Genomic DNA, 22,505 nt, shown 5'->3' with positions numbered 1-22,505 from the left:
CAAGCGAAGAGGAAATGCGCAAATAACAGTTTGCGCATTTTTTGAAGCGTAAAAGGAGGAATCTTGCATGAGATTCGACGAGGCTTATTCAGGAAAAGTGTTTATTGGAAGTCATCCGACATGGGAAGATGCAAAAGTCATTTTATATGGTATGCCGATGGATTGGACCGTCAGTTATAGACCAGGCTCACGTTTTGGCCCAAACCGTATTCGTGAAGTTTCGATTGGATTAGAGGAATACAGCCCTTATTTAGATCGTGAACTGCACGAGGTGCCATTCTTTGATGCCGGTGACATTCCGCTTCCTTTTGGAAATGCTCAGAAAAGCTTGGACTTAATTGAAGAGTATGTCGACAGCATTTTAGAAAAAGGGAAGTTTCCATTAGGAATGGGCGGCGAGCATCTTGTGTCTTGGCCGGTTTTCCGTGCGATGCATAAGAAATATCCTGATTTGGCGATTATCCATATGGACGCACATACGGATCTTCGTGAGGAATACGAGGGTGAGCCTCTGTCTCATTCAACACCGATTCGTAAAGTAGCAGGACTCATTGGACCTGAGAATGTGTTCTCTTTTGGGATTCGTTCTGGGATGAAGGAAGAATTTGAATGGGCAAAAGAAGCGGGCATGCACATTTCTAAATTTGAAGTGCTGGAGCCGTTGAAGCAAGTATTGCCAAAGCTGAAGGGGCGTCCAGTTTATGTGACGATCGACATTGATGTACTCGACCCAGCTCATGCACCTGGTACAGGCACGGTGGATGCTGGCGGTATTACATCAAAAGAGCTGCTTGCATCTATTCATGCCATTGCAGGATCTGAGGTTCAAGTAGTCGGTGCAGACCTTGTAGAGGTAGCACCTGTATACGATCATTCCGACCAAACAGCGAATACAGCGAGCAAGCTTTTACGCGAAATGCTGCTTGGATTTGTGAAATAACACCTTGATAGAGGAGCTTGTCATCTCATGTGGACAAGCTCTTTTTTTACATGGATCAAAAAATAAAGGAGGCAGTTCATGTTTTCTTCTATATTGATGGTGCTTCTCGCTTTTTGTGTGTTAGCGGCGGGTTTTCTCACGCTGAAACGAGAGCTCGCAGCTGCGCCGCCCGTTTTTGCTTCGAAAAAGGAAGCAAAGGAAGAGATGTTGGGGCTGTTTCAAGATCGAGGCTTTTTCTATTTGACGGCCATTGCGTTATTCATGCAGGTGATATTTAAGCGAGCACAGATCGTGCCATTTGATTTTTTTCAGGTATTTTTGGCAAGTTCAGGCGTACAAGCTCTTTTTTATTTAATCAAAAGAAAAGACATGGGCGTAAAGGCTGTGTTGGTGGTATTAGTCAGTTTCCTGTTTCTTTTTTTCTAAAGGGATGGTGTAAGATCAAAAACGAAGTTTAATCGCAGTGAAGAAGAGAAATGATGGTATGATAGGCGATCATGAATATGGTATACTATTTTAGTTAAACGGGTCTTAGCAAAGGAAGTGCAAAATGACACAAAACCAAATTTCAATTCATGTAAAGTCAGTGATGAAACCAGAGACGGAGCCGGCTGAAACGATCGAATTCCGCACGACTGGAACGTATCAAGAAAAGAATGACAAAACGTATCTCACTTACCATGAAGAACATGAAATGGGTCAAGTAAAAACCGTTGTGAAAATGAGTGAAAAAGAAATTTTTGTCATGAGATCAGGGGCCATTCAAATGAAGCAGCGCTTTCTCATTGGAGAAACGACCGTCACACATTACACGATGCCATTCGGTACACTACAGCTTGATGTACACACACATGGCATTGATCTCGATGTGGACAAGGGACTGCTGCACATTACGTACGATATGCTGACAGGGGAAGATCAAAAGCATTTACATACATTATCGATTTCGTATAAGGAGGATTTACGTTCATGAATATCGCAGAACAGGTCAAAGATGCGTTAAAGGAAGAAATTATTGCGGCAGTCGTCAAAGCAGGACTTGCTGATGAAAGCCAGGTACCAGATGTCCTTTTAGAAGTGCCGAAAGATAAAACTCACGGTGATTACTCCACCAACATGGCGATGCAGCTTGCCCGCATTGCAAAAAAAGCACCTCGTCAAATCGCAGAGGACATTGTCAAAGCGTTTGATAAAGGGAAAGCTTCTATTGAAAAACTGGATATCGCAGGTCCAGGGTTCATTAATATTTATATGAACAATCAGTATTTAACAAAGCTGATCCCAGCTGTCCTTGAAGCAAAAGAGGCATATGGTGAAACGAATACAGGCGGCGGCCAAAAGGTGCAAGTTGAATTCGTCTCAGCCAACCCAACAGGTGACCTTCACCTTGGACATGCCCGCGGAGCAGCTGTAGGTGATTCTCTTTGCAACATCCTTGATAAAGCAGGGTTCGAGGTGAGCCGTGAATACTATATCAACGATGCAGGCAATCAGATCAATAACCTCGCTTTATCTGTAGAGGTACGTTACTTTGAGGCGCTCGGTCTTGAAAAAGAGATGCCTGAAGACGGCTATAGAGGAGAAGACATCAAAGGCATCGGGCAAAAGCTGGCAGATGAATTTGGTGACCGTTTCGTGCATGAGCCAGAAGAAGAACGTATGAAGTTCTTCCGTGAATACGGCTTAAAATACGAGTTAGAGAAATTACGTGTAGACCTTGAGAATTTCCGTGTCCCATTTGATGTATGGTATTCAGAAACCTCTTTATATGAAAACGGAAAAATCGAACCAGCGCTGGAAACTCTTCGCGCTAAAGGCTATGTCTTTGAAGAAGACGGCGCAACGTGGCTGCGTTCAACTGATTTTGGCGATGACAAGGACCGCGTGCTCATTAAAAAAGACGGCAGCTTCACTTACTTGCTTCCAGATATCGCATATCATAAAGACAAATTAGACAGAGGCTTTGATCAGCTCATTAACATTTGGGGAGCGGACCATCACGGCTATATCCCTCGAATGAAAGCGGCGATTCAAGCACTTGGATATCCTGCTGGCAAGCTTGAAGTAGAAATCATTCAGCTCGTTCACCTATACAAAAACGGTGAAAAGATGAAGATGAGTAAACGTACAGGAAAAGCCGTCACCATGCGTGATCTGATTGAAGAAGTAGGCCTAGATGCCACTCGTTATTTCTTCGCGATGAGAAGTGCGGCGACACATATGGACTTTGACCTAGACTTAGCGATTTCTACGTCTAACGAAAACCCTGTGTACTACGCACAATATGCCCATGCGAGAATTTGCAGCATGCTGCGTCAAGGGGAAGAAAAAGGCTACGAGCCAAACCTTGAAAAAGCAGATTTCTCTCACATTCAATCGGAAAAAGAATACGATCTTCTCAAAATCATTGGTAGCTTCCCAGAAGTTGTAGCAGAAGCAGCTGAAAAGCGTATTCCGCACCGTGTGACAAACTATATTTATGACCTTGCATCAGCCCTTCACAGCTTCTACAATGCCGAGAAGGTCATTGATGTAGAAAACGAAACAAAAACAACAGCACGTCTTTCACTCATGAAAGCAACACAAATTACGCTTGCGAATGCATTAAAACTCATTGGCGTATCGGCACCGGAAAAGATGTAAGAACACGAAGAAACCCGCTCGGAACGAGAGTGGGTTTCTTCGTGTTTTTCATCAATCAGCTTTTAGATCACTTTTATTTCTCTGAAAAATCTCAATTTCATAATCCTCTAATGCTTGTTTAGGAAGTTTCTTTTCTAAGACAGATTGCAAACTTGCCATATCTTTTGAAGTATCGATGCCGATGGAAATTGTGGGATCAGTCTTGATAATTTGATAGTTAAACAATGCATGCTCTTCCCATAATGAGTCCAATACGTGGATGACCTTTTCATCTAATTCCTCTTCAGAAAGGGTGAGAGTTTTTGAAGTGAAGCTTAATCCAACAATACAAAGAGTAATAAAAAACAAACCAATCAAACGTTTTATCATTATATCTCCTTCATATAGTTAATATATTCCTTTAATAGATCATAACATCCAATTGGATTTGTAGAAACAAATTCATAAAAGGTCTTTTGAATTGATGATAATCAAACAAGGTTCCTTATAGTTATTTAAATTGATTCCATTCAGAATCTGTTAAATAAAAACATCCGCTATCTACTAGAGACAGCGGATGTTGAACATTACCCAAGCGTATTAATAATGTTAGAAATAGAATCGAATAATTGGCTAAGTACATCAGAAAACATGTTTTTGCCTCCTCTCTTTTCTTTTTACATCTACTTAACGAAGGGGATGGAGGGTTGGATCACTTTTTCTAAAAAATTTTTAAAAAAGTTGGTGGCATAGAAAAAAGCACCACATATTCGGGTGCTTTTTGGCTTTTATTAGTTATGAATGAATACGCAGCTTCACGTCTCCATTTTCACACGCTAGCTGAACGTTTCCGCCAATCGGTAAGGTGAAGACCGGCTGTGTATGTCCGATATCGACATCGTAGATCACTGGAATGTGTTTGAGCATGGGGTGCTTATCTAGGATGAATCTCAAATGTTCCTCTGTCATCTTGGATTTCTTCTGAAAGCGTCCGATGATCAGCCCTTTAATGGATTCTGCATGCTGTAAGAGGGATGTGAGGTCTCTGGCGAACATTTCAGGGAAAACCAAATCATCATCCTCCACAAATAAGATGGCATCCTTAATATGAGGCATAAACGATGTCCCTTGCAGTAAGTTCAGTGTACAAAGGTTACCGCCATACAAGGTACCTTCGGCTGTTCCCTCTTGATATATTCCCCATTTCGTCGGATGAAACTGTCTGTTCGCTTGATCAAGATACCACGCATCATCACTCCACTTTGTCGAAGGATTCACATTAAAAGACTCACTACCATTCATCAAGCAGGCTTGAAACATAGCGGTCTGCTCCTCTTGTCCCTGTTCCATTTGAAAGCTGGAGAAATGGGGTCCAGAGTATGTCACCATCTCACATTTGGCAGTAATAGCACTTGCGAGTGCGGTAATGTCACTGTAGCCGCAAAGGACTTTAGGGTGCTGACGAATCAAGTCGTAATCAATATAAGGTAAGAGCTCATTGCAATTGAAGCCTCCGATTGCTGTCAAAATACCGTCAACTTCATCATCCATGAACGCCTCATACAGATCAGACAAGCGGTGCTCAATAGATGAAGAGGAGTGAAGGTCACATTCAAACGCGTGCTGTCCAAAGGAGACAGTGAAGCCTAACATCTCTAAACGCTTTTTTGCCTGAGCGATTCCTTCTTTTGATAAAATGCTGGCACTTCGGCTTGGGGCAATGACACGAAGATGACTGCCTTTTTTTAAAGGAGGTGGTGTATGCATAAACAAATCTTCCTTTCCATCACATATTTATCCATTATATCGGATCAAATGGTCCAAGTCTGTAAAAGCTAGAAGAAAGAAGTGGACCGTGCGTTTCATACAAGCTGTGCAAAGGGTATGGAAGAGAAAAGACAGAAACGAATGAGGGCGAAGAATGTGAAAAAGAGGAGACTGGAATTTTTATTTTTATATTTTATGATATTCGGGGCATATGTGGTGTATTGGTGGCCGGTTCCAGCGTGGAGTGTTCAGCTGTACGCAGCAGTTTATATCGCCATTATTTTATTTAGTATCATCTCGCTCATGCTAGAGAACCGTACATCACAGCACACACTCTTATGGATGTATGTTTTAATCTTTTTCCCGATCATTGGCTATATGTTTTATTTGTTCTCGGGACAGCTCTATGTGAAAGGTCATTTATTCAAATCAAAAAGAATGTACAACCGTGAAAAACTACGCAGAATATCTGAGCTTGAGAGCAAGCCGGATGAATCAAGTCTAACCGAAAATCAGCGGACTTTTTTTCATTACACAGAAAAAGCAACAGGCATGCATGTGAACACAAATAGTGATATGGACATTTTAAAAAATGGGGAGGAGACGTTTCCCCGTATTTTTGAAGAATTAAAAAAGGCAAAATCGTTCATCCATATAGAATATTACATGTTCAAATCGGATTTCCTCGGGCACCGGATGATGGAGATTTTGATAGAAAAAGTGAAAGAAGGGGTAGAGGTTCGCTTCATCTATGATGCGGCTGGCAGCATTCGCTTCTCCCGAAAAGATATTAAACGCTTGAAGCAGGCAGGAGTCAAGGTCGCTCCTTTTCTGCCTTTAAAATATGGTTTCTTTAATCAAAAATTCAATTTCCGCAATCACCGCAAAATCGTGATCATTGATGGGAAGACAGGATTTGTCGGCGGGTTAAATGTCGGAAAAGAATATGTCGGACGTGATGAAAATATCGGTTTTTGGCGTGATACGCATACCATGTTAAAGGGTGAGGCTGTCCAAACCCTTCACTCTATTTTTATGCTCGACTGGGAGTATGTATCAGATGAAGTATTAATTGATGATCCGAAATATCATACGCCGCATCCTGTGACGGGAGAGGATGTCATTCAGGTTGTACCAACTGGACCCGATATGAAAGAAAGTATGAGTGATTTATATGATGCACTCATCTCAAATGCGAAACAATTTGTCTGGATTGCGACACCTTATTTTGTCCCTAATGAATCCCTTCGTACAGCATTGAAAATTGCTGCGACAAGAGGGGTGGATGTCCGGGTGATGGTACCGGAGATCAATGACGGCTTTCTCACACAATACGCCACACGATCCTATTTTTCTGAGCTTCTAAAAGAGGGCATCAAGGTGTATCACTATCAAAAGGGCTTCATGCATCAAAAAGTAATGATCGCAGATGGAGAACTTGCCTCTGTCGGCACTGCAAATGTGGATATGAGAAGCTTTCAGCTCAATTTTGAGGTCAATGTCTTTACAGCCGCGAAAAAGCCCATTGAACAACTGATGGTACACTATGAGGAAGATATGATGGAATGTGAGCAGATGGGACCTGTTCATTTTTATAAAAGAGGCTTAAAAGAACGATTAAAGGAATCATTTGCTCGGTTGTTTTCTGGCGTTCTATGAGGATTTCTAGTCAAAGAAATCATTTCCTAATCTAGTATTTTGAAGAGGATTCCTCTATAATTGAAAATGATTATCAATTATAGAGGAAATGAGGTTCTTTTACATATGCTAAAACGCTTTTTCGCCTATTACAGGCCCTATCGAGGTCTGTTCTTTTTAGATTTCTTTTGCGCTGTCGCCGTTGGATTAATGGAACTGGGTTTCCCGCTTATCGTGAACTACTTTATTGATACATTGTTGCCAACAGGGAACTGGACAGTCATTGTCTGGACCGCATTTGCGCTGTTTGTCATTTATGCCCTCAGCTCGGTTATGCAATTTATTGTGTCGTATTGGGGGCATATGCTTGGCATCAATATTGAAACAGATATGAGGAAGAAGCTGTTTGATCACTTTCAGCGCCTATCCTTTAAATTCTTTGACAACAACAAAACGGGTAAGCTCATGTCACGGATGACAAACGACCTCATGTACATTGGAGAAGTGGCGCATCATGGTCCTGAAGATTTGTTTATAGCGATTATGACGATTCTTGGTGCCTTTGCAGTCATGCTGATGATTAACTGGCAGCTGGCCATTTTAACCTTCCTGATCATGCCGGTCATCATCTGGCTTGCTCTTCATTTTAATAAGAAAATGACGCATGCGATTACACAGCTGAACAATGACATTGGAGACTTTCATGCAAGGGTTGAAAACAATATCGGCGGCATTCGTCTTGTTCAAGCCTTTGCCAATGAACATTTCGAGAAAAAACGTTTTGCTGAAAACAACAACCGTTTTCGAAAGGCGAAGCTTCTTTCCTATAAAATTATGTCGGTCAATGGATCGATCAGTTACATTCTCACACGTCTTGTGACACTGTTTGTCCTTCTCGCAGGTACATGGTTTGTCCTGCAAGGTCAATTAACGGCAGGTGGCTTTATCGCGTTTGTTCTGATCACAAATGTTTTATTTAGACCGATTGATAAAATCAACACGGTCATTGAAATGTATCCGAAAGGCATTGCGGGCTTTAAAAGCTATGTCGATTTACTAGAAACAGAGCCGGATGTGAAGGATACAGAGGGAGCACGTGATGTACACGGACTAAAAGGTGAAATTGAATATCGAAACGTAACATTTGGCTACGATGAACACAGTCATGTGCTGAAGAATATCGATTTAAAGATTAAACAAGGAGAAACGGTTGCGTTTGTCGGGCCTTCAGGAGCGGGGAAATCAACCATTTGCAGTCTGCTGCCTCGCTTTTATGATGTGGATGAAGGGGAGATCACGATTGATGGTATAAGCACAAAGTCGATGACATTGTCATCTTTAAGGCAGCAGATCGGTATTGTGCAGCAGGATGTCTTTTTATTCTCAGGCACCATTCGTGAAAACATTGCGTACGGCAACTTAGAAGCCAGCGATGCAGAGATTTGGGAAGCTGTAAGAAGTGCGCATTTAGAGGAACTCGTACAGCGTTTCCCAGAAGGGTTAAATACCGTCATAGGTGAGCGCGGCGTCAAACTGTCAGGCGGTCAAAAGCAGCGTCTGTCGATTGCGCGGATGTTCCTGAAAAACCCGTCCATTCTCATTCTAGATGAAGCCACGTCAGCACTTGATACAGAAACAGAAAAAGCCATACAGGATGCACTGAGTGAACTGGCTGTCGGCAGGACAACGCTCGTCATAGCCCACCGCCTTGCAACAATTAAACACGCCGATCGTATCATCGTCGTGACAGAGGAAGGCATTGAAGAACAAGGTCGCCACCAAGATTTAATTCAAATGGGCGGCGTATATAGCAGACTGCACGAAGCGCAGTTTGGTCATTAAAAAGAAAGATAAAGCCCTTTTGATAAGGGGCTTTTTTTGTTAGGATAGAAAAAACTCGTGTAGGAAGGATCTGATGGAATGAAGAGGCTTCGGCGATTACAAAAGGGCGATAAGATCGGTATTTTTTCACCTTCAAGTCCTGCATCAGCGACCTCGCCTCTTAGGTATGAGCGGGCGAAGAAGTGGCTTGAGCAAAAAGGATTCATTGTGGTACCAGGATCATTAACAGGGAAAGAGGATCATTACCGTTCAGGTACAATTCAAGAACGAGCAGATGAGCTGAATGAGCTAATGGCTAGGGAAGACTTGGCGTGCGTCATGTCAATGATTGGCGGGACAAATTCAAATAGCTTGCTCCCTTATCTTGATTTTGAGCTGCTGAATCAACATCCGAAGATCATGATCGGTTATTCAGATGCGACAGCGATTCTTTTAGCCGCTTACGAAAAAACGGGACTGCCTGTATTCTACGGACCGGCGCTTGTCCCATCTTTTGGAGAGTTTGAACCGTTCGTCGCTTATACGTATCAGTCGTTCAAAGACATCCTGATGCATCCTCAACCCATTCCTTATCAGATCAAAAAACCACCTTTTTGGACGGATGAACGAATCAATTGGGAAGAAAAGACGCGTGATAAAGAGCAGCGTTCGAACGATTGGCTGTGCGTCATAGGAGGACGGGCAGAAGGCAGATTGATCGGCGGAAACCTGAATGCAATGTACGGCTTATGGGGCAGTGAATTCATGCCAGCGATCCAAACAGGAGACATTCTCCTCATTGAAGATTGCATGAAAACCGCTTCGGTTGTAGAAAAAAACTTCTCTTTATTGAAAGTAAATGGAGTGTTTGAGCGAGTATCAGGTATTCTTTTGGGAAAACATGAGCTGTTTGATGATGAGGGAACGGGAAAAGAACCTTACGAGATTTTACTTGAGGTGCTTGGAGAGACAAAGAGACCGCTCATCGCAGATTTTGACTGTGCCCATACGCACCCGATGCTTACGATGCCAATCGGGGCACAAGTGAAAATGGATGCAGCTTCAAAACAAGTGTGGTTGACGAAAGAGTGGATATAACAAAAGAGCGGCCTGATGGCTGCTCTTTTTTATGAAACTTTCTCTTTTTCAAATGGCTGCAAGAGATCTTGCGCTTTTTTTCCCTCTACGACAATTAAGTAGTCAGATTCTAAATGAGTGAGCCTGAAGGTTTCAAGCTCTACGATGTTCTTGATGTTACACATTGTTTTTTTAGAATACACATATAGACGATGTTGAGCCTGGTGGCATTTTTCATAAAGAGAAATAAGCTTATGTAAATTCAATGCTTTCGCAGCGATTTGGATTGAATAGATTTGAGACATCTTCATATCCTCCTGTTAATAACTTTCTCACAATAGCTTTGTTACCCCTGTTTGAACAGAGATAAACCTTTCTCTATGATTTCCACTCAATGGTTCCTCCGCCGGTTCGCTTGTTGCCTCTTATCGCAGACAGCTCTTCGACAAGTCGGAGCAGTGCCTGATCCTTTAACTTCGCCTCAATCATAAAATCTATATCACGCCCATACGGTTTTAATGCATGAAAAAGCGGTAAGACAAAGGACATATCTACACCATCTGCATGACTGCGTATGGCTTTTTCTGATTTCGGTGAGGATAAATGGATTTTAGGCGGAATTCCAGTGCTCGTCCAAGTGTCGAACATTCTTGGCAGGATGTCTTCAAGCGCGGCATCGTCATCTTTATTGGCCACGTGATGATGGTAATCAAAAACAAAGGGAATACCGTGCTTTTCACATACACCAAGGGTTTCTAACGACGTATACGTTTTGTCATCATTCTCAAGCGTCATTCTTGCCTTGATATGCGCCGGAAGCTGTTTGATATTTTCATCAAAACGTTGAAGCGCCGATTCTTTATCACCGTACGCACCGCCCACATGAATGTTCATATAGCCTTCCTTTTCGAGCTTCATCGCCTCAAGCATTTGATAATGGTACGTCATATCAATCACGGCATTTTCTGTGATTGAAGGCTTGGGGCTAGTAAACAAGGTGAATTGATTGGGGTGAAAGCTCACACGCAGTTCATGCCGTTTCACCAACTCGCCAATTTCAAGAAACTCCTTTTGAAAAGGTGTCACAAAGTCCCAGCGTACCTCGGGATGGGTCGCAAGCGGGACGATCGAACTCGAAAAACGGTAAAGCGGGATATCATGAGCAATGGCAAAGTAAAGCGTTCTTAATGTATTCACGAGATTGGCCTTTGTTGTTCGTAATAAAGCCTCTTCTCTCTCTTCCTTCGAGAGCTTGCTGTATCTTGCAAAGGTCAGCGACTTGGCAGGAGAAGCCTCCCACAAGGTGACGGCATTGGATACATAACCAAATCGATAACGCATAGGTCAGCTCCTTTATAAAAAGTACGAGAAAATGGCGCCAACCCATTCCAGCGGACGTGACAAAAGCGGACGCTGTGTCAATTTCTCCTCTGTCATAAGCTCAGACACTTCTATATGCTCGCGAATTTTTTCTTCTACGTGTGCAGTAAAGTCGACATCATCAATGGCGACGTCTACTTCCTCGTTTAAAAACAAGCTGCGTTTATCAAAATTTGCCGTACTGATGATACAGCGTCTCTGGTCAATTAGAATGGCTTTTGCATGATAAAATCCTTTATAAAAACGATAAACAAGGCAGCCGGAGGCAATGAGGTCCTTCAAATAATGAAATCCAGCCTCTTTGACGAGGGGATGATCTGCTTTCATTGGGATGATGATTTCAACCGTGACGCCCCGCTTTCGTGCATCAAGCAGTGCACTCAGAAGAGGAGCAGATGGAATAAAGTAAGGTGTACAGATGATGATCTGTTTCCTCGCCTGCTGAATATCTTTGAGGAACAAAGCTTCTAAAGAAAAACCAGCAGTCGCGCGTGTTGTGCATTGTAGTGTTCCCGGTTCCAAAGCAGGAAAAACCTCATATTGCAGCTGATGAATACCAGATGTCCGGTATAAATCATTCAAAAACACATGCTGGAGATCTGCGACAACTTGCCCCGTCATGCGCAAATGATAATCCTTCCAAATGCCAAACCGACCCTTTTTCCCAACATATTCATCGCCAATATTAAACCCGCCAATATAGCCAATCTTTCCATCAATCACCGTGATTTTACGATGATTTCTCATGTTTAACCGATAAATCAAAAAAGGGAAACGAGGCTTATTTAAAAAGTAAAATTGGATGCCACTTTTCTCTAGCATGTCGATGGACTTTTGATCAAACGGATAGGACCCTAGTCGATCGGTCAGCAAAAAGACTGAAACCCCTTGTTCCGCTTTTGTTTTCAAAGCTTGTAACACCCTTTGACCAATCTTGTCGTTCTTTACAATAAAGAACATCATATGAATAGAAGAAGAGGCGTGCTGAATATCGGTGAGCAGCTGATCAAAGAGTGGTTCGCCATCATGATAAAAGGCGGCATCACCGCTTGTTTGATCAAAAGATCGTTCAAAAGCGCGGGTAGAAAAATATTTCTTTCCCATATAAAGGTCTAACAATATGAGGCAAACGATGACAATGAGTACGAGTAGGATGATCAATGCGATCATGTTGCTTCCTCCTTTTTTGCATATTTCAATAGTGTACCCAAACGTGTAAAAAATATTGACTGAATACTCATTCATTATTTATGATAGAGGTACAACATGGAAACGGAACAAAGTGGGTTTTGGGGAATGAAAGGGGGAGCAAGATGAATAGCCTTTTAATCATGAACATGATCGCATTTGCGGCGGTGACCGCTTACGCTGTGTATTTGTTTATTTATCTCATTCGAACACGAGCAGCGTACATTCGTCTTGGTAAAAAAGAAGAGTTCCAACAAGACATGAAAAAACGCTTAGAGCGTGTTTGGGTCAATGTATTTGGGCAAAAGAAGCTGTTAAAGGACAAGAAGAGCGGCATCATTCATGTGCTGTTTTTCTACGGATTTATCCTTGTACAGTTCGGAGCCCTTGATTTTATTATGAAGGGACTCGTTCCAGGCAGCGGACTCCCTTTAGGTCCGCTTTACGGTGTCTTTACCTTTTTCCAAGAGGTAGTCACACTTCTCATTTTAGTAGCTGTTGTTTGGGCGTTCCATAGAAGGTATGTGGAGAAGCTTGTCCGTTTAAAGCGTGGCTTTAAATCCGGTCTAGTGCTTTTATTTATTGGCGGCTTGATGCTGACCGTTTTACTTGGGAACGGGATGAATATCATCTGGCATGGACACTCTTTATCACCAACGGAGCCAATCGCATCCAGTATTGCTTTCTTGCTGGGCGGTATTTCACCTCTTGCGGCAACGGTTGTTTTTTATGTCGCATGGTGGGTGCATCTCCTGATTTTGCTGACATTCTTAGTGTATGTCCCGCAGTCAAAGCATGCTCACCTCATTGCAGGGCCGGTGAACGTATTTGCCAGCAGATTAGACCCGCCAGGCAAGCTGCAAAAAATTGATTTTGAAGATGAGACACAAGAGACCTTCGGTGTGGGAAAAATTGAAGACTTCCGTCAGTCACAGCTGATCGACCTTTACGCTTGTGTGGAATGCGGGCGCTGCACAAATATGTGCCCAGCAACAGGTACAGGGAAAATGCTGTCTCCTATGGATTTGATTTTAAGGTTAAGAGATCATTTAACCAATAAAGGGGCCGCCATTACATCGAAGACGCCTTGGGTTCCGCAGCTTGCCTTCAGGCAGACAACAGGAAATCAACTGGCGCTTCAGGCGAGAGGAGCAGGTGCAGAGGAATCGGCTGCCAGCTCGATGTATCATCCTTCTCTTATTGGTGAAGTCATTACAGAGGAAGAAATTTGGGCATGTACGACGTGCCGAAACTGTGAAGACCAATGCCCTGTCATGAATGAACACGTCGACAAGATTATTGATATGCGCAGATATCTTGTGCTGACCGAAGGGAAAATGGATGCAGATGCACAGCGTGCCATGACAAGTATAGAGCGCCAAGGGAACCCGTGGGGATTGAACCGGAAAGAAAGAGAAAATTGGCGTGAACTGAGAGAAGATGTGCACGTGCCGACAGTAAAAGAGCTGAAAAAAGCAGATCAAACCTTCGATTATTTATTCTGGGTTGGTTCAATGGGGGCATACGACAATCGAAGCCAAAAGATTGCGCTTGCCTTTGCAAAGCTTCTCAACGAAGCAGGAGTCTCCTTTGCCATCCTAGGCAATAAGGAGAAAAACTCTGGTGATACACCAAGAAGGCTTGGAAACGAATTTTTATTCCAAGAGCTTGCTGCAAAAAACATTGAAGAATTCCAAAAAAACGGTGTCACAAAGATCGTTACGATTGATCCGCACGCCTATAATTTATTTAAAAATGAGTATCCAGACTTCGGGCTAGAGGCAGAAGTGTATCATCATACAGAATTACTGGCAGAGCTAGTGCAAGAAGGGAAGCTAACGCCTGTACATGAAGTGAATGAGGTCATCACCTTCCACGACTCTTGCTACCTAGGCAGATATAACGAGGTGTATGATCCGCCAAGAGACATTTTAAAAGCCATTCCTGGTGTGACGCTGAGAGAAATGGAGCGTCATCGTGAAACCGGTATGTGCTGCGGTGCCGGCGGGGGCTTAATGTGGATGGAAGAAGAGACGGGTACCCGGATTAACACTGCCCGAACGGAGCAGGCGTTACAGGTGCAGCCGTCCATCATCAGCTCCGGATGCCCTTATTGCTTAACCATGCTGGGAGATGGCACGAAGGCGAAGGAAGTAGAGGAGCAGGTAGGCACATTTGATGTCGCAGAACTTCTTGAAAAATCAGTGTTTGGCGAGGCTGGAAAGCAGGTTTCGTAAACAAAACAGGCCGATGAATAGAATGTTCATCGGCTTATACATGGCGCTGTACATCTGCTGTTTAGATAATATGTAAGCGGTAACAAACGGGAGGGAACATACATGAGTCAGACGGTCATTGTATCTGGAGCAAGAACACCATTTGGAAAACTAGGCGGTGCTTTCAGCGGATTGACTGCCGCAGAACTAGGCGGAGTGGCAATCAAGGCTGCGCTGGAAAGAGTGCAGGGATCACATCATGTGGATGAGGTCATCATGGGAAGTGTTTTGCAGGGAGGACAAGGTCAGATTCCTTCAAGGCAAGCAGCAAGATATGCTGATCTTCCGTGGTCCGTTCCGACGCAAACCATCAATAAAGTCTGTGCATCAGGAATGCGCAGTGTGAGCACAGCAGATCAAATCATCCGAGCTGGAGATGCGGAGGTCATCGTAGCGGGCGGTATGGAATCCATGTCAGACGCCCCTTATTTGCTAAAAAAAGCGCGATGGGGCTACAAAATGGGAGATGGTGCGGTACAAGATGCGATGATTTTAGATGGATTAACCTGTTCGTTTACAGGCGTTCATATGGGTGAGTATGGGAGCATGGCTGCGAAGGAGCTCGGTATCACGCGGGAAGAGCAAGACCTTTGGGCATTAAGAAGTCATGAACGAGCGATCGAAGCGCAGAAAAACGACTTTTTTCAGCATGAAATCACTCCCGTCACCGTCAAGACGAAAACGGGAGAGCGGCTGATGACAGAAGATGAATCCCCGCGTCGTGATACGTCATATGAACGGCTGTCAAAGCTCATGCCTGTTTTTGATCAAACGGGTACCATTACCGCTGGAAATGCACCAGGTGTCAATGATGGAGCAAGTGCGCTTCTTTTAATGAAAGACACATATGCAAAGCAGCATGACGTCAAGCCATTGGCAATCGTGCTTGGTCATACGCAGGTAGCTGTAGAGGCAAAGGATTTTCCGAAAACACCAGCCTTTGCTATCGAGAAAATTTTACAGAAAACAGGCAAGCGCCTAGAGGATATCGATCTATTTGAAATCAATGAGGCCTTCTCAGCTGTGGCGCTGGCATGTGAAAAAATAATCGGGCTGGACCGGCGGAAAATGAATATCAACGGTGGTGCAGTTGCGCTTGGTCATCCCATTGGAGCAAGCGGAACACGGATCATATTGACCTTGATTCATGCATTAAAACAAAGAGGCGGCGGTATTGGCATTGCGGCGATTTGCAGTGGAGGCGGTCAAGGAGATGCCATCATGATAAAGGTAGATTAAAAGGGAGGCGTTCATCGTCATGAGTACAGAAGAAACCGTCATGGTCGTTGGAGCTGGTCAAATGGGATCAGGCATTGCCCAAGTTTTTGCTCAGTCTGGCTACACAGTCCTGCTGCATGATGCATCTGAAAAGCAGATTCATCGAGCCATTTCCTCCATGACCAAACAACTGACGAAACGAGCAGAAAAAGGAAAGCTAGCCCATCAGGCAGTCCGAGATATTACGCAGCGGCTTGCCGTATCTACAGATTTAAAGGACGTGCAGCAGGCACGTTTAGTGATTGAAGCTGCATCTGAACAAATGAGTGTGAAAAAACAAATCTTTGAGACACTTGATCAATTTGCAGAGGCGAAGACGATATTTGCAACAAACACATCCTCCTTGTCGATCACAGAATTAGCAGCTGTTACGAGTAGACCGGAGCAAGTGATTGGCATGCATTTTATGAATCCGGTGCCTGTCATGAAACTCGTTGAGGTCATTCGAGCGCTGCAAACGAGTGACGACACGTATCAACTCGTTTGTGAAACAGCAAAGACATTAAACAAAACCCCAATTGAAGTGGAAGACTTCCCAGGGTTTGTATCAAACCGCATATTGATGCCAATGATCAATGAAGCCATTTACACCCTTTATGAAGGCGTGGCAGATGCAGAAAGCATTGACGGTGTCATGACGCTTGGAATGAATCACCCAATGGGGCCACTTCGTCTCGCTGATTTCATCGGACTAGATACATGTTTATTTATTATGAATACCCTTCATGAGGGACTTGGGGATAGCAAATATCGACCTTGTCCTCTTTTGAAAAAATACGTGAATGCAGGCTGGCTGGGCAAAAAGACAAAGAGAGGTTTTTACACATACCACGACCACTCATAGGGGGAGTCAAAATGGATGTTTTGCTTACGGATCAACAGCGACTCTGGAGAGAACAGGCAGCAGTATTTGCAAGACAGCGTATATTCCCTGAAGTGGAAGCCATGGAACAAGGTCAGTTCCCAAGAACACTTTTAGGAGAAATGGGACGACAAGGCTTTCTGGGGATTCCAATACCAGCTTCGTATCAAGGCTTAGGAGCAGATTTTACAACGTATATCATCGCCATTCATGAATTATCCAAAGTGAGTGCGACCATCGGTGTCATTGTGTCCGTTCATACATCTGTTGTGACGATGCCTATTTTGGCTTTTGGAACGAATGAGCAAAAAGAATCCTATGTTCCGCTGCTTGCATCCGGGCAGAAACTGGGAGCATTTTGCCTGACTGAACCGAAGGCAGGCTCAGATGCCTCCAGTATTCAGTTAAGAGCAGAGCGGGCGGGCGACCATTATGTGTTAAATGGTACAAAAATGTTTATCACAAGCGGCGGGGAAGCAGAACTGTATCTTGTCTTTGCCGTGACAGATCCTGCTTCTGCGAAAAAAAATATATCGGCATTCATTGTTGAGAAAGATACACCAGGATTTACGATCGGAAAAGATGAGAAAAAGATGGGGCTCCATGGGTCAAAAACTGTCACGCTTCATTTTGATGATGTGCGGATTCAAAAACAGCAGCTGCTCGGTGCAGAAGGAGAGGGCTTTCACATAGCCATGTCTAGTTTAAATGCGGGGAGAATCGGTATCGCGGCTCAAAGCCTCGGTATAGCTGAAGCCGCATTAACCGAAGCGGTGACGTATTTAAAGCAGCACCCGGCAGGTCTAGAAACGACCATTCGGCTGGGTGATTTGGCAGCGAAGCTTGAAGCTGCCAAACTATTAGTCTATCAAGCGGCTTTTTATAAAGAGGCGAATCGTCCGGTGACAAAGGAAGCATCCATGGCAAAGCTATTTGCGTCAAAAACGGCGGTTGAGATCAGTACAGAAGCGATCCATTTACTCGGCATGGACGGTTATACGAATCGCTATCAAGCAGAACGTTACTTTCGTGATGCGAAAGTTTGTGAGATCTATGAAGGAACAAGTGAAATTCAAAGGCTGGTCATTTGTAAACAGCTAATATGAAACGAGGTGGCTCATGATGCAGTTTCAATTAAGTGATGAACATGAAATGATTCAAAAAATGGTGAGGGATTTTGCGAAAAATGAAGTAGAGCCAACAGCAGCAGAGCGGGACGAGACAGAAACGTATGATCCAGCTATTTTTCGCCAAATGGCGGAGCTCGGTTTAACGGGCATTCCTTGGCCGGAAGAGGTAGGCGGGATCGGAAGTGATTATTTAGCCTACGTCATCGCAGTGGAGGAGCTTTCAAGAGTGTGCGCCTCTACAGGCGTCACCCTCTCCGCCCACACCTCTCTCGCCTCGTGGCCTATCTATACTTTCGGAACAGATGAACAAAAAGAGACCTATTTAAAGCCGCTTGCAGAAGGACAGAAGGTAGGGGCATATGCACTCACTGAGAGCGGTTCGGGTTCAGATGCCGGCGGAATGAAGACAACGGCAGTAAAAGCAGGCAGTGAATACGTCCTGAACGGTGCTAAAATCTTTATTACAAATGGAGGCATTGCAGATTATTATATTGTGTTTGCTGTGACAGACCAAGAAGCTACATCTCGAAATACGACCGCCTTTATTGTAGAAAAAGAGACACCGGGTTTCTCGGTCGGCAAAAAGGAAAGCAAACTTGGCATTCGCTCATCGCCAACGACTGAAATTCGATTTGAAGATTGCCGGATTCATGAAAGAAACCGGCTCGGACAAGAAGGAGAAGGCTTTAAAATAGCTATGATGACCCTCGATGGCGGAAGAAACGGTATTGCTGCACAGGCTGTTGGGATTGCACAAGGCGCTCTTGATGCGGCAGTCGATTATGCGAAGGAGCGAAAGCAATTCGGCAAACCAATCATTCAGCATCAAGGAATTGCTTTTAAGCTCGCAGATATGGCAACCGCAATTGAAGCATCTAGGCTGCTCACTTATCAGGCAGCATGGCTCGAAACGAAAGCGCTCCCGTATGGAAAGGAATCAGCTATGTCCAAGCTCTTTGCTGGAGATACAGCCATGAAGGTAACAACAGAAGCCGTCCAAATCTTCGGCGGCTACGGCTATACAAAGGATTACCCAGTCGAACGATACATGCGTGATGCAAAAATCACCCAAATTTATGAAGGCACACAGGAAATCCAGCGCCTAGTCATCTCACGCAAACTGCTAGATATGTAGAAACAAAGCAAAGACCACCTGATGTGAGGTGGTCTGTTTTGGTTTGGTTCATGAAGCATTAATCACTAGCATCATCCAAAGTTTTTTTATTTTAGGATTGTAAAAGGATAGTGTCGGCAACAGGAAACAGCTTTAACGTATGAGTGATTTGTAACTGGTGAAGTAGTGAGTATTGGTACATGTGAATTGGCAATATACCTACTAAAGAATTAGACCTCAAGAACGATATAGCTATAACCCACATACAAGGTAATAGTCAGGTTTTCCTGAATTTAAGATGATTTCCAGTATCGATCCATATTATATTAGCATTATGTTAAAATTAAGAAAATAAAAATATGGGAGGTTATTATGACCACAACTACTACCATTTTAGCAATTGTGACTTTGGTGATATGGATCATGGTTTCCGCAGAACTTTCGAAGTCTTCAAAGAAAGATCACAATGAAAAAGAAAATAGCCGTAGAAAATTAATTGTTTTAATGCTTGCAGGCATCATATTGACCATAGCAGTAGTCATCTCATTACTTCAGAATCTCTAGCCTTAAAATAAACGATAAAAGTGTATCGTTATGAAAGCATATTTCAATGCTTGAGAACTAGATAACAAGTTCATCTCATTCACTAATGTGTTTAGACTTTGCAGAAATGTCAGGGTTCAGCCTCATTTCTAACGTGATGGTTATGATTCTGCCTACATAAAGGAGCAATGCTTTTTTTGCCCGAATATCTGGATCTAAAGAAAATACAGAAATGACTATACAGACGATTCATGCAAAAAGCAGCCATTATTTTTCATCATACGTTCAAAGATTTGAATAATGGGTATCTATTTTGATATCAAATCGAAGTCGAGACAACTCAATATGAGTGTCTCGATTTTTTTGGAATTGAGGAAATTGATTCAATTTAACTAGGTAATTTAATCCATTTTCTTCTTTTTCGACTCCGATTTATAGGGACTTATGTTGTGTTTTAGAGAAATAGTATGTTTATCACATTTTCTAAATGTTACAATTTTTCAAAAGCTATGATAGGAACTGAAATGTATAAAGATACTGATATATTTCCAAAAATGAATCGCTCCCTAATACAGGATACGGTTCTTCTCTCCTTAGGGTCAATGTGTATAACTTACTTCCCATTCTATTCATCATTTCTCTTGAATTCAAAATAAAATCAACTCTTTTTCCACATCTATAACATGATCTTTCAGTGATTTTTTGAACTTGGTCTCTGTCTTTAACGAAGGTGAGCTCCGATTGTTGAAGAATATCTCAGTAATAATCAAAGTACTACAGGAAACGAGCATCTCTTAAAAAAATTCATCATAAAAGTTTACCTGTCTCTAAAAAGAAGGCATTGAAGATTTGAAACGAATTGATTTTTTGATAGTGTTTATCAGAAATTCTGACTAGATTTAAATGAATCAGAGCATTTTATGCTATTACATAAGTGCCCGGTAAAAATGGAAAATGAACGTAAATTCTGATAAAAACTGATTACAAATACCGTTAATTAAATAAATATTACAAATTTTCCAAAAAAATATTGAAATGTAATTTACTTCTTGCTAGACTAAAGAAGTAGTAAATAATCGAAGGAGGTCATATTATGACGAAAGCAACAGATTCTAAGTTTTATGCTTTATTATCGCTGTCACTTCTTGCGGTAACATTAGTAGCTTTAGTGATTGGTAATGGTTCTTTGATTGCAGCAAATCTGGGTGTTAGTACTGCAACTGCGGCAACAGTAGTGAATTTCTTAGATACTTGGTCCTCAGTAGCAACTGTCATTACAATCGTTGGTGTTTTCACTGGCGTAGGCACAATTAGTTCAGGTGTAGCTGCTGCTATCTTGGCTATTCTTAAAAAAGAAGGAAAAGCAAAAGCTGCTGCTTTTTAATCTAAAAAAAAATCATCTCAATCTTTATTGAGATGATTTTTTTTCCAAAAGTGTATTGTATCAGATGAAACAACGTTTAATAGATAGTGACTTAAAAACTAATTTAACGTTTTATGCCCATCCGGCTTGTAATAAAACATTAATTAGGAGGAAATTTTATGATAAAAGCAAAAAATCTTGGCTCATTCTCACTATTGTTATTTGCAGTTACAATGGCATCTTTAGTTGTTAGAAATGGTTCTTTGATAGTAGCCAATCTAGGTGTTAGTACTGGGACTGCCGCTGCTATTTTGGTTGTACTTAAAAAACAAGGAAAAGCCAAGGCTGCTGCTTTTTAAAATGACTTATGCATAAAACAAATAAACTATTTAAAATATATGATCAAAGTATAATGGGGTACCTCAATTATATTGGGATGATTCTTTTTTCTTTCATTGTGATGGTAGCGTTGATTTTCTATCGGGGTGAGATTCCCGGCACTTACCTAAACAGCTTTGTTTTTATTTCAATATACATTGTAGCTACAGCTAATATTAATCGTTGTGTATTACCGTATAGAAGACAGCAGCCAGGAGTGGTCTTTGTCTCTAAACAATTGTTGTTGAAACATTTATTCTTTACGATTAAAAAAGGATATTCAGTTCAATTACTTTTGGCTTGTTTCATCGCTTTAACCTTTTTGTTAGTAGAAAATCAATATTTCATTATGATACTAGCACTTATTGTCGTGATGCTTTCTTTTGCATCTCAATTATTGTCAGGTCTATTCAATATCATCAACAGAATACTCCTTTTGTTGCAATTTTGGTATATCATAACATCCGTTTTTGAAGCAGTGATGATACTGCAAATAGTACAGTCTCTTCTTATTTACATTTACATAAGTAATTCTCATAGAATACCTTTGACAACTGGACTTTCCTTCCTAAAAAGTGCGAATAAGCAATATAGGTCTGGAAATATTCTGTATTTATTTTTGTCATATATCACTAGTAATAAAATATTGATCATTTTAATAGGTGCCTTAGTATCAATGCTTACTTATTTCGCCCAATCCTTTTTAACGAAAATAGAAAATCTGCCTGCGCTCATTTTAGTCTATATAAACTTTATTACGATCTTAGAAATCTTAATAGGGTCGAAAAAGGAAGAGATTGTGCTTGATAGGGCAAGAATCGAGACGTTGCAATCCTCTTTGATTGTGAGTCCGTACGAGAGATTTAAATCCAGTACGATATATTTACTATGTCTTGTACTGATTTTTGTCAGTGTGTGTGGAATAGTCGGAGTAATGATCAACACGTCCGATATCTCAATTATTCTTAAAAATACGTTATCGTTGCCTTTAATCATCTTTATTGGGGTCGTATATTTCAGAAAAACAGAACTATTAATCAACGATTATGAACATAAGTTATTGAAGCTGTCCTTGCCTATTTTATTACTCATATGCATTACTATTTTCACGATTACTTCATGAAAAGA

21 protein-coding genes are annotated in these 22,505 nt (G+C 42.2%); 16 read left to right on the top strand and 5 right to left on the bottom strand.

The features are described 5' to 3' along the window. Positions 1-67 precede the first annotated feature (67 nt). From speB to argS, 4 genes are all read left to right on the top strand, one after another. Positions 68-940, top strand: coding sequence for an agmatinase (speB, locus tag CKW02_RS18300; RefSeq protein WP_003214818.1), 873 nt, complete (start codon positions 68-70; stop codon positions 938-940). 78 nt (positions 941-1,018) lie between these two features. After that, complete coding sequence (locus CKW02_RS18295; RefSeq protein WP_003215054.1) at positions 1,019-1,366, top strand: hypothetical protein; 348 nt, start codon at positions 1,019-1,021, stop codon at positions 1,364-1,366. Between the two features lie 124 nt (positions 1,367-1,490). Beyond that, entirely contained in the window at positions 1,491-1,913 is a 423-nt protein-coding gene (locus tag CKW02_RS18290; RefSeq protein ID WP_003215400.1) for a YwiB family protein, read from the top strand. Further along, entirely contained in the window at positions 1,910-3,583 is a 1,674-nt protein-coding gene (gene argS, locus CKW02_RS18285; protein ID WP_003214600.1) for an arginine--tRNA ligase, read from the top strand. The genes CKW02_RS18290 and argS overlap by 4 nt, the downstream gene beginning before the upstream one ends. 51 nt (positions 3,584-3,634) lie before the next feature. On the opposite strand, the gene CKW02_RS18280 is transcribed toward argS, so the two are convergent. Continuing rightward, entirely contained in the window at positions 3,635-3,952 is a 318-nt protein-coding gene (locus CKW02_RS18280) for a YolC/YozM family protein (protein ID WP_003215379.1), read from the bottom strand. A 405-nt stretch (positions 3,953-4,357) separates the two neighbouring features. After that, positions 4,358-5,329 carry a S66 family peptidase gene (locus CKW02_RS18275; protein ID WP_003214637.1) on the bottom strand — a complete coding sequence of 324 codons (972 nt, stop codon included), beginning with the start codon at positions 5,327-5,329 and terminating at the stop codon, positions 4,358-4,360. Positions 5,330-5,485: 156 nt separating this feature from the next. On the opposite strand from CKW02_RS18275, the gene cls (CKW02_RS18270) reads away from it, so the two are divergent. The 3 genes from cls (CKW02_RS18270) to CKW02_RS18260 all read left to right on the top strand — a co-directional run bounded on the left by cls (CKW02_RS18270) (position 5,486) and on the right by CKW02_RS18260 (position 9,886). Beyond that, on the top strand, positions 5,486-6,988 hold the full coding sequence (gene cls / locus CKW02_RS18270) for a cardiolipin synthase (protein WP_034620333.1): 1,503 nt from the start codon (positions 5,486-5,488) through the stop codon (positions 6,986-6,988). Between the two features lie 105 nt (positions 6,989-7,093). Further along, positions 7,094-8,809 carry an ABC transporter ATP-binding protein gene (locus CKW02_RS18265; RefSeq protein WP_034620332.1) on the top strand — a complete coding sequence of 572 codons (1,716 nt, stop codon included), beginning with the start codon at positions 7,094-7,096 and terminating at the stop codon, positions 8,807-8,809. A 78-nt stretch (positions 8,810-8,887) separates the two neighbouring features. After that, positions 8,888-9,886: a S66 family peptidase gene (locus CKW02_RS18260; RefSeq protein WP_003214810.1), complete on the top strand. Its 999-nt coding sequence runs from the start codon at positions 8,888-8,890 to the stop codon at positions 9,884-9,886. A 29-nt stretch (positions 9,887-9,915) separates the two neighbouring features. Here CKW02_RS18260 and CKW02_RS18255 read toward each other — a convergent pair whose 3' ends face one another. The 3 genes from CKW02_RS18255 to cls (CKW02_RS18245) all read right to left on the bottom strand — a co-directional run bounded on the left by CKW02_RS18255 (position 9,916) and on the right by cls (CKW02_RS18245) (position 12,415). Continuing rightward, entirely contained in the window at positions 9,916-10,170 is a 255-nt protein-coding gene (locus CKW02_RS18255; RefSeq protein WP_003215306.1) for a hypothetical protein, read from the bottom strand. 73 nt (positions 10,171-10,243) lie between these two features. After that, positions 10,244-11,206: a UV DNA damage repair endonuclease UvsE gene (gene uvsE / locus CKW02_RS18250; protein ID WP_003214633.1), complete on the bottom strand. Its 963-nt coding sequence runs from the start codon at positions 11,204-11,206 to the stop codon at positions 10,244-10,246. A 12-nt stretch (positions 11,207-11,218) separates the two neighbouring features. Further along, complete coding sequence (gene cls / locus CKW02_RS18245) at positions 11,219-12,415, bottom strand: cardiolipin synthase (protein ID WP_003214922.1); 1,197 nt, start codon at positions 12,413-12,415, stop codon at positions 11,219-11,221. A gap of 143 nt (positions 12,416-12,558) precedes the next feature. On the opposite strand from cls (CKW02_RS18245), the gene CKW02_RS18240 reads away from it, so the two are divergent. From CKW02_RS18240 to CKW02_RS20515, 9 genes are all read left to right on the top strand, one after another. After that, on the top strand, positions 12,559-14,670 hold the full coding sequence (locus CKW02_RS18240) for a (Fe-S)-binding protein (RefSeq protein ID WP_003215036.1): 2,112 nt from the start codon (positions 12,559-12,561) through the stop codon (positions 14,668-14,670). Positions 14,671-14,772: 102 nt separating this feature from the next. Beyond that, positions 14,773-15,948, top strand: a complete 1,176-nt coding sequence (locus CKW02_RS18235) for an acetyl-CoA C-acetyltransferase (protein WP_095117905.1) — start codon at positions 14,773-14,775, stop codon at positions 15,946-15,948. Between the two features lie 19 nt (positions 15,949-15,967). Then, complete coding sequence (locus CKW02_RS18230) at positions 15,968-16,831, top strand: 3-hydroxybutyryl-CoA dehydrogenase (RefSeq protein ID WP_003214728.1); 864 nt, start codon at positions 15,968-15,970, stop codon at positions 16,829-16,831. An 11-nt stretch (positions 16,832-16,842) separates the two neighbouring features. Next, positions 16,843-17,955: an acyl-CoA dehydrogenase family protein gene (locus CKW02_RS18225; protein WP_003215244.1), complete on the top strand. Its 1,113-nt coding sequence runs from the start codon at positions 16,843-16,845 to the stop codon at positions 17,953-17,955. A 16-nt stretch (positions 17,956-17,971) separates the two neighbouring features. After that, positions 17,972-19,114 (top strand): acyl-CoA dehydrogenase, encoded by a 1,143-nt coding sequence (locus tag CKW02_RS18220; RefSeq protein WP_003214991.1) that lies wholly within the window; start codon positions 17,972-17,974, stop codon positions 19,112-19,114. A gap of 351 nt (positions 19,115-19,465) precedes the next feature. After that, positions 19,466-19,657, top strand: a complete 192-nt coding sequence (locus CKW02_RS18215) for a hypothetical protein (protein ID WP_034620267.1) — start codon at positions 19,466-19,468, stop codon at positions 19,655-19,657. Between the two features lie 1,072 nt (positions 19,658-20,729). Next, entirely contained in the window at positions 20,730-21,020 is a 291-nt protein-coding gene (locus tag CKW02_RS18210; RefSeq protein ID WP_003214902.1) for an uberolysin/carnocyclin family circular bacteriocin, read from the top strand. Positions 21,021-21,178: 158 nt separating this feature from the next. Next, entirely contained in the window at positions 21,179-21,358 is a 180-nt protein-coding gene (locus CKW02_RS18205; RefSeq protein WP_003215153.1) for a hypothetical protein, read from the top strand. 695 nt (positions 21,359-22,053) lie between these two features. Further along, a complete protein-coding gene (locus CKW02_RS20515) occupies positions 22,054-22,500 on the top strand; it encodes a hypothetical protein (protein WP_223250666.1) in 447 nt (148 codons plus the stop codon). The last annotated feature ends 5 nt before the right edge of the window (positions 22,501-22,505 follow it).

Origin of the sequence: Bacillus pumilus, assembly GCF_900186955.1 — a bacterium.
Lineage (GTDB): Bacteria > Bacillota > Bacilli > Bacillales > Bacillaceae > Bacillus > Bacillus pumilus.
Note: the sequence above shows the minus strand (reverse complement) of the source record. Positions and strands in the feature narration are given on the sequence as shown.

Bases quoted from the DNA above. Each gene is read 5' to 3' on its own strand.
- speB (WP_003214818.1), top strand. From the start codon at position 68: ATGAGATTCGACGAGGCTTATTCAGGAAAAGTGTTTATTGGAAGTCAT.
- CKW02_RS18295 (WP_003215054.1), top strand. From the start codon at position 1,019: ATGTTTTCTTCTATATTGATGGTGCTTCTCGCTTTTTGTGTGTTAGCG.
- CKW02_RS18290 (WP_003215400.1), top strand. From the start codon at position 1,491: ATGACACAAAACCAAATTTCAATTCATGTAAAGTCAGTGATGAAACCA.
- argS (WP_003214600.1), top strand. From the start codon at position 1,910: ATGAATATCGCAGAACAGGTCAAAGATGCGTTAAAGGAAGAAATTATT.
- CKW02_RS18280 (WP_003215379.1), bottom strand. From the start codon at position 3,952: ATGATAAAACGTTTGATTGGTTTGTTTTTTATTACTCTTTGTATTGTT.
- CKW02_RS18275 (WP_003214637.1), bottom strand. From the start codon at position 5,329: ATGCATACACCACCTCCTTTAAAAAAAGGCAGTCATCTTCGTGTCATT.
- CKW02_RS18265 (WP_034620332.1), top strand. From the start codon at position 7,094: ATGCTAAAACGCTTTTTCGCCTATTACAGGCCCTATCGAGGTCTGTTC.
- CKW02_RS18260 (WP_003214810.1), top strand. From the start codon at position 8,888: ATGAAGAGGCTTCGGCGATTACAAAAGGGCGATAAGATCGGTATTTTT.
- CKW02_RS18255 (WP_003215306.1), bottom strand. From the start codon at position 10,170: ATGTCTCAAATCTATTCAATCCAAATCGCTGCGAAAGCATTGAATTTA.
- uvsE (WP_003214633.1), bottom strand. From the start codon at position 11,206: ATGCGTTATCGATTTGGTTATGTATCCAATGCCGTCACCTTGTGGGAG.
- cls (WP_003214922.1), bottom strand. From the start codon at position 12,415: ATGATCGCATTGATCATCCTACTCGTACTCATTGTCATCGTTTGCCTC.
- CKW02_RS18240 (WP_003215036.1), top strand. From the start codon at position 12,559: ATGAATAGCCTTTTAATCATGAACATGATCGCATTTGCGGCGGTGACC.
- CKW02_RS18235 (WP_095117905.1), top strand. From the start codon at position 14,773: ATGAGTCAGACGGTCATTGTATCTGGAGCAAGAACACCATTTGGAAAA.
- CKW02_RS18230 (WP_003214728.1), top strand. From the start codon at position 15,968: ATGAGTACAGAAGAAACCGTCATGGTCGTTGGAGCTGGTCAAATGGGA.
- CKW02_RS18225 (WP_003215244.1), top strand. From the start codon at position 16,843: ATGGATGTTTTGCTTACGGATCAACAGCGACTCTGGAGAGAACAGGCA.
- CKW02_RS18220 (WP_003214991.1), top strand. From the start codon at position 17,972: ATGCAGTTTCAATTAAGTGATGAACATGAAATGATTCAAAAAATGGTG.
- CKW02_RS18215 (WP_034620267.1), top strand. From the start codon at position 19,466: ATGACCACAACTACTACCATTTTAGCAATTGTGACTTTGGTGATATGG.
- CKW02_RS18210 (WP_003214902.1), top strand. From the start codon at position 20,730: ATGACGAAAGCAACAGATTCTAAGTTTTATGCTTTATTATCGCTGTCA.
- CKW02_RS18205 (WP_003215153.1), top strand. From the start codon at position 21,179: ATGATAAAAGCAAAAAATCTTGGCTCATTCTCACTATTGTTATTTGCA.
- CKW02_RS20515 (WP_223250666.1), top strand. From the start codon at position 22,054: ATGCTTACTTATTTCGCCCAATCCTTTTTAACGAAAATAGAAAATCTG.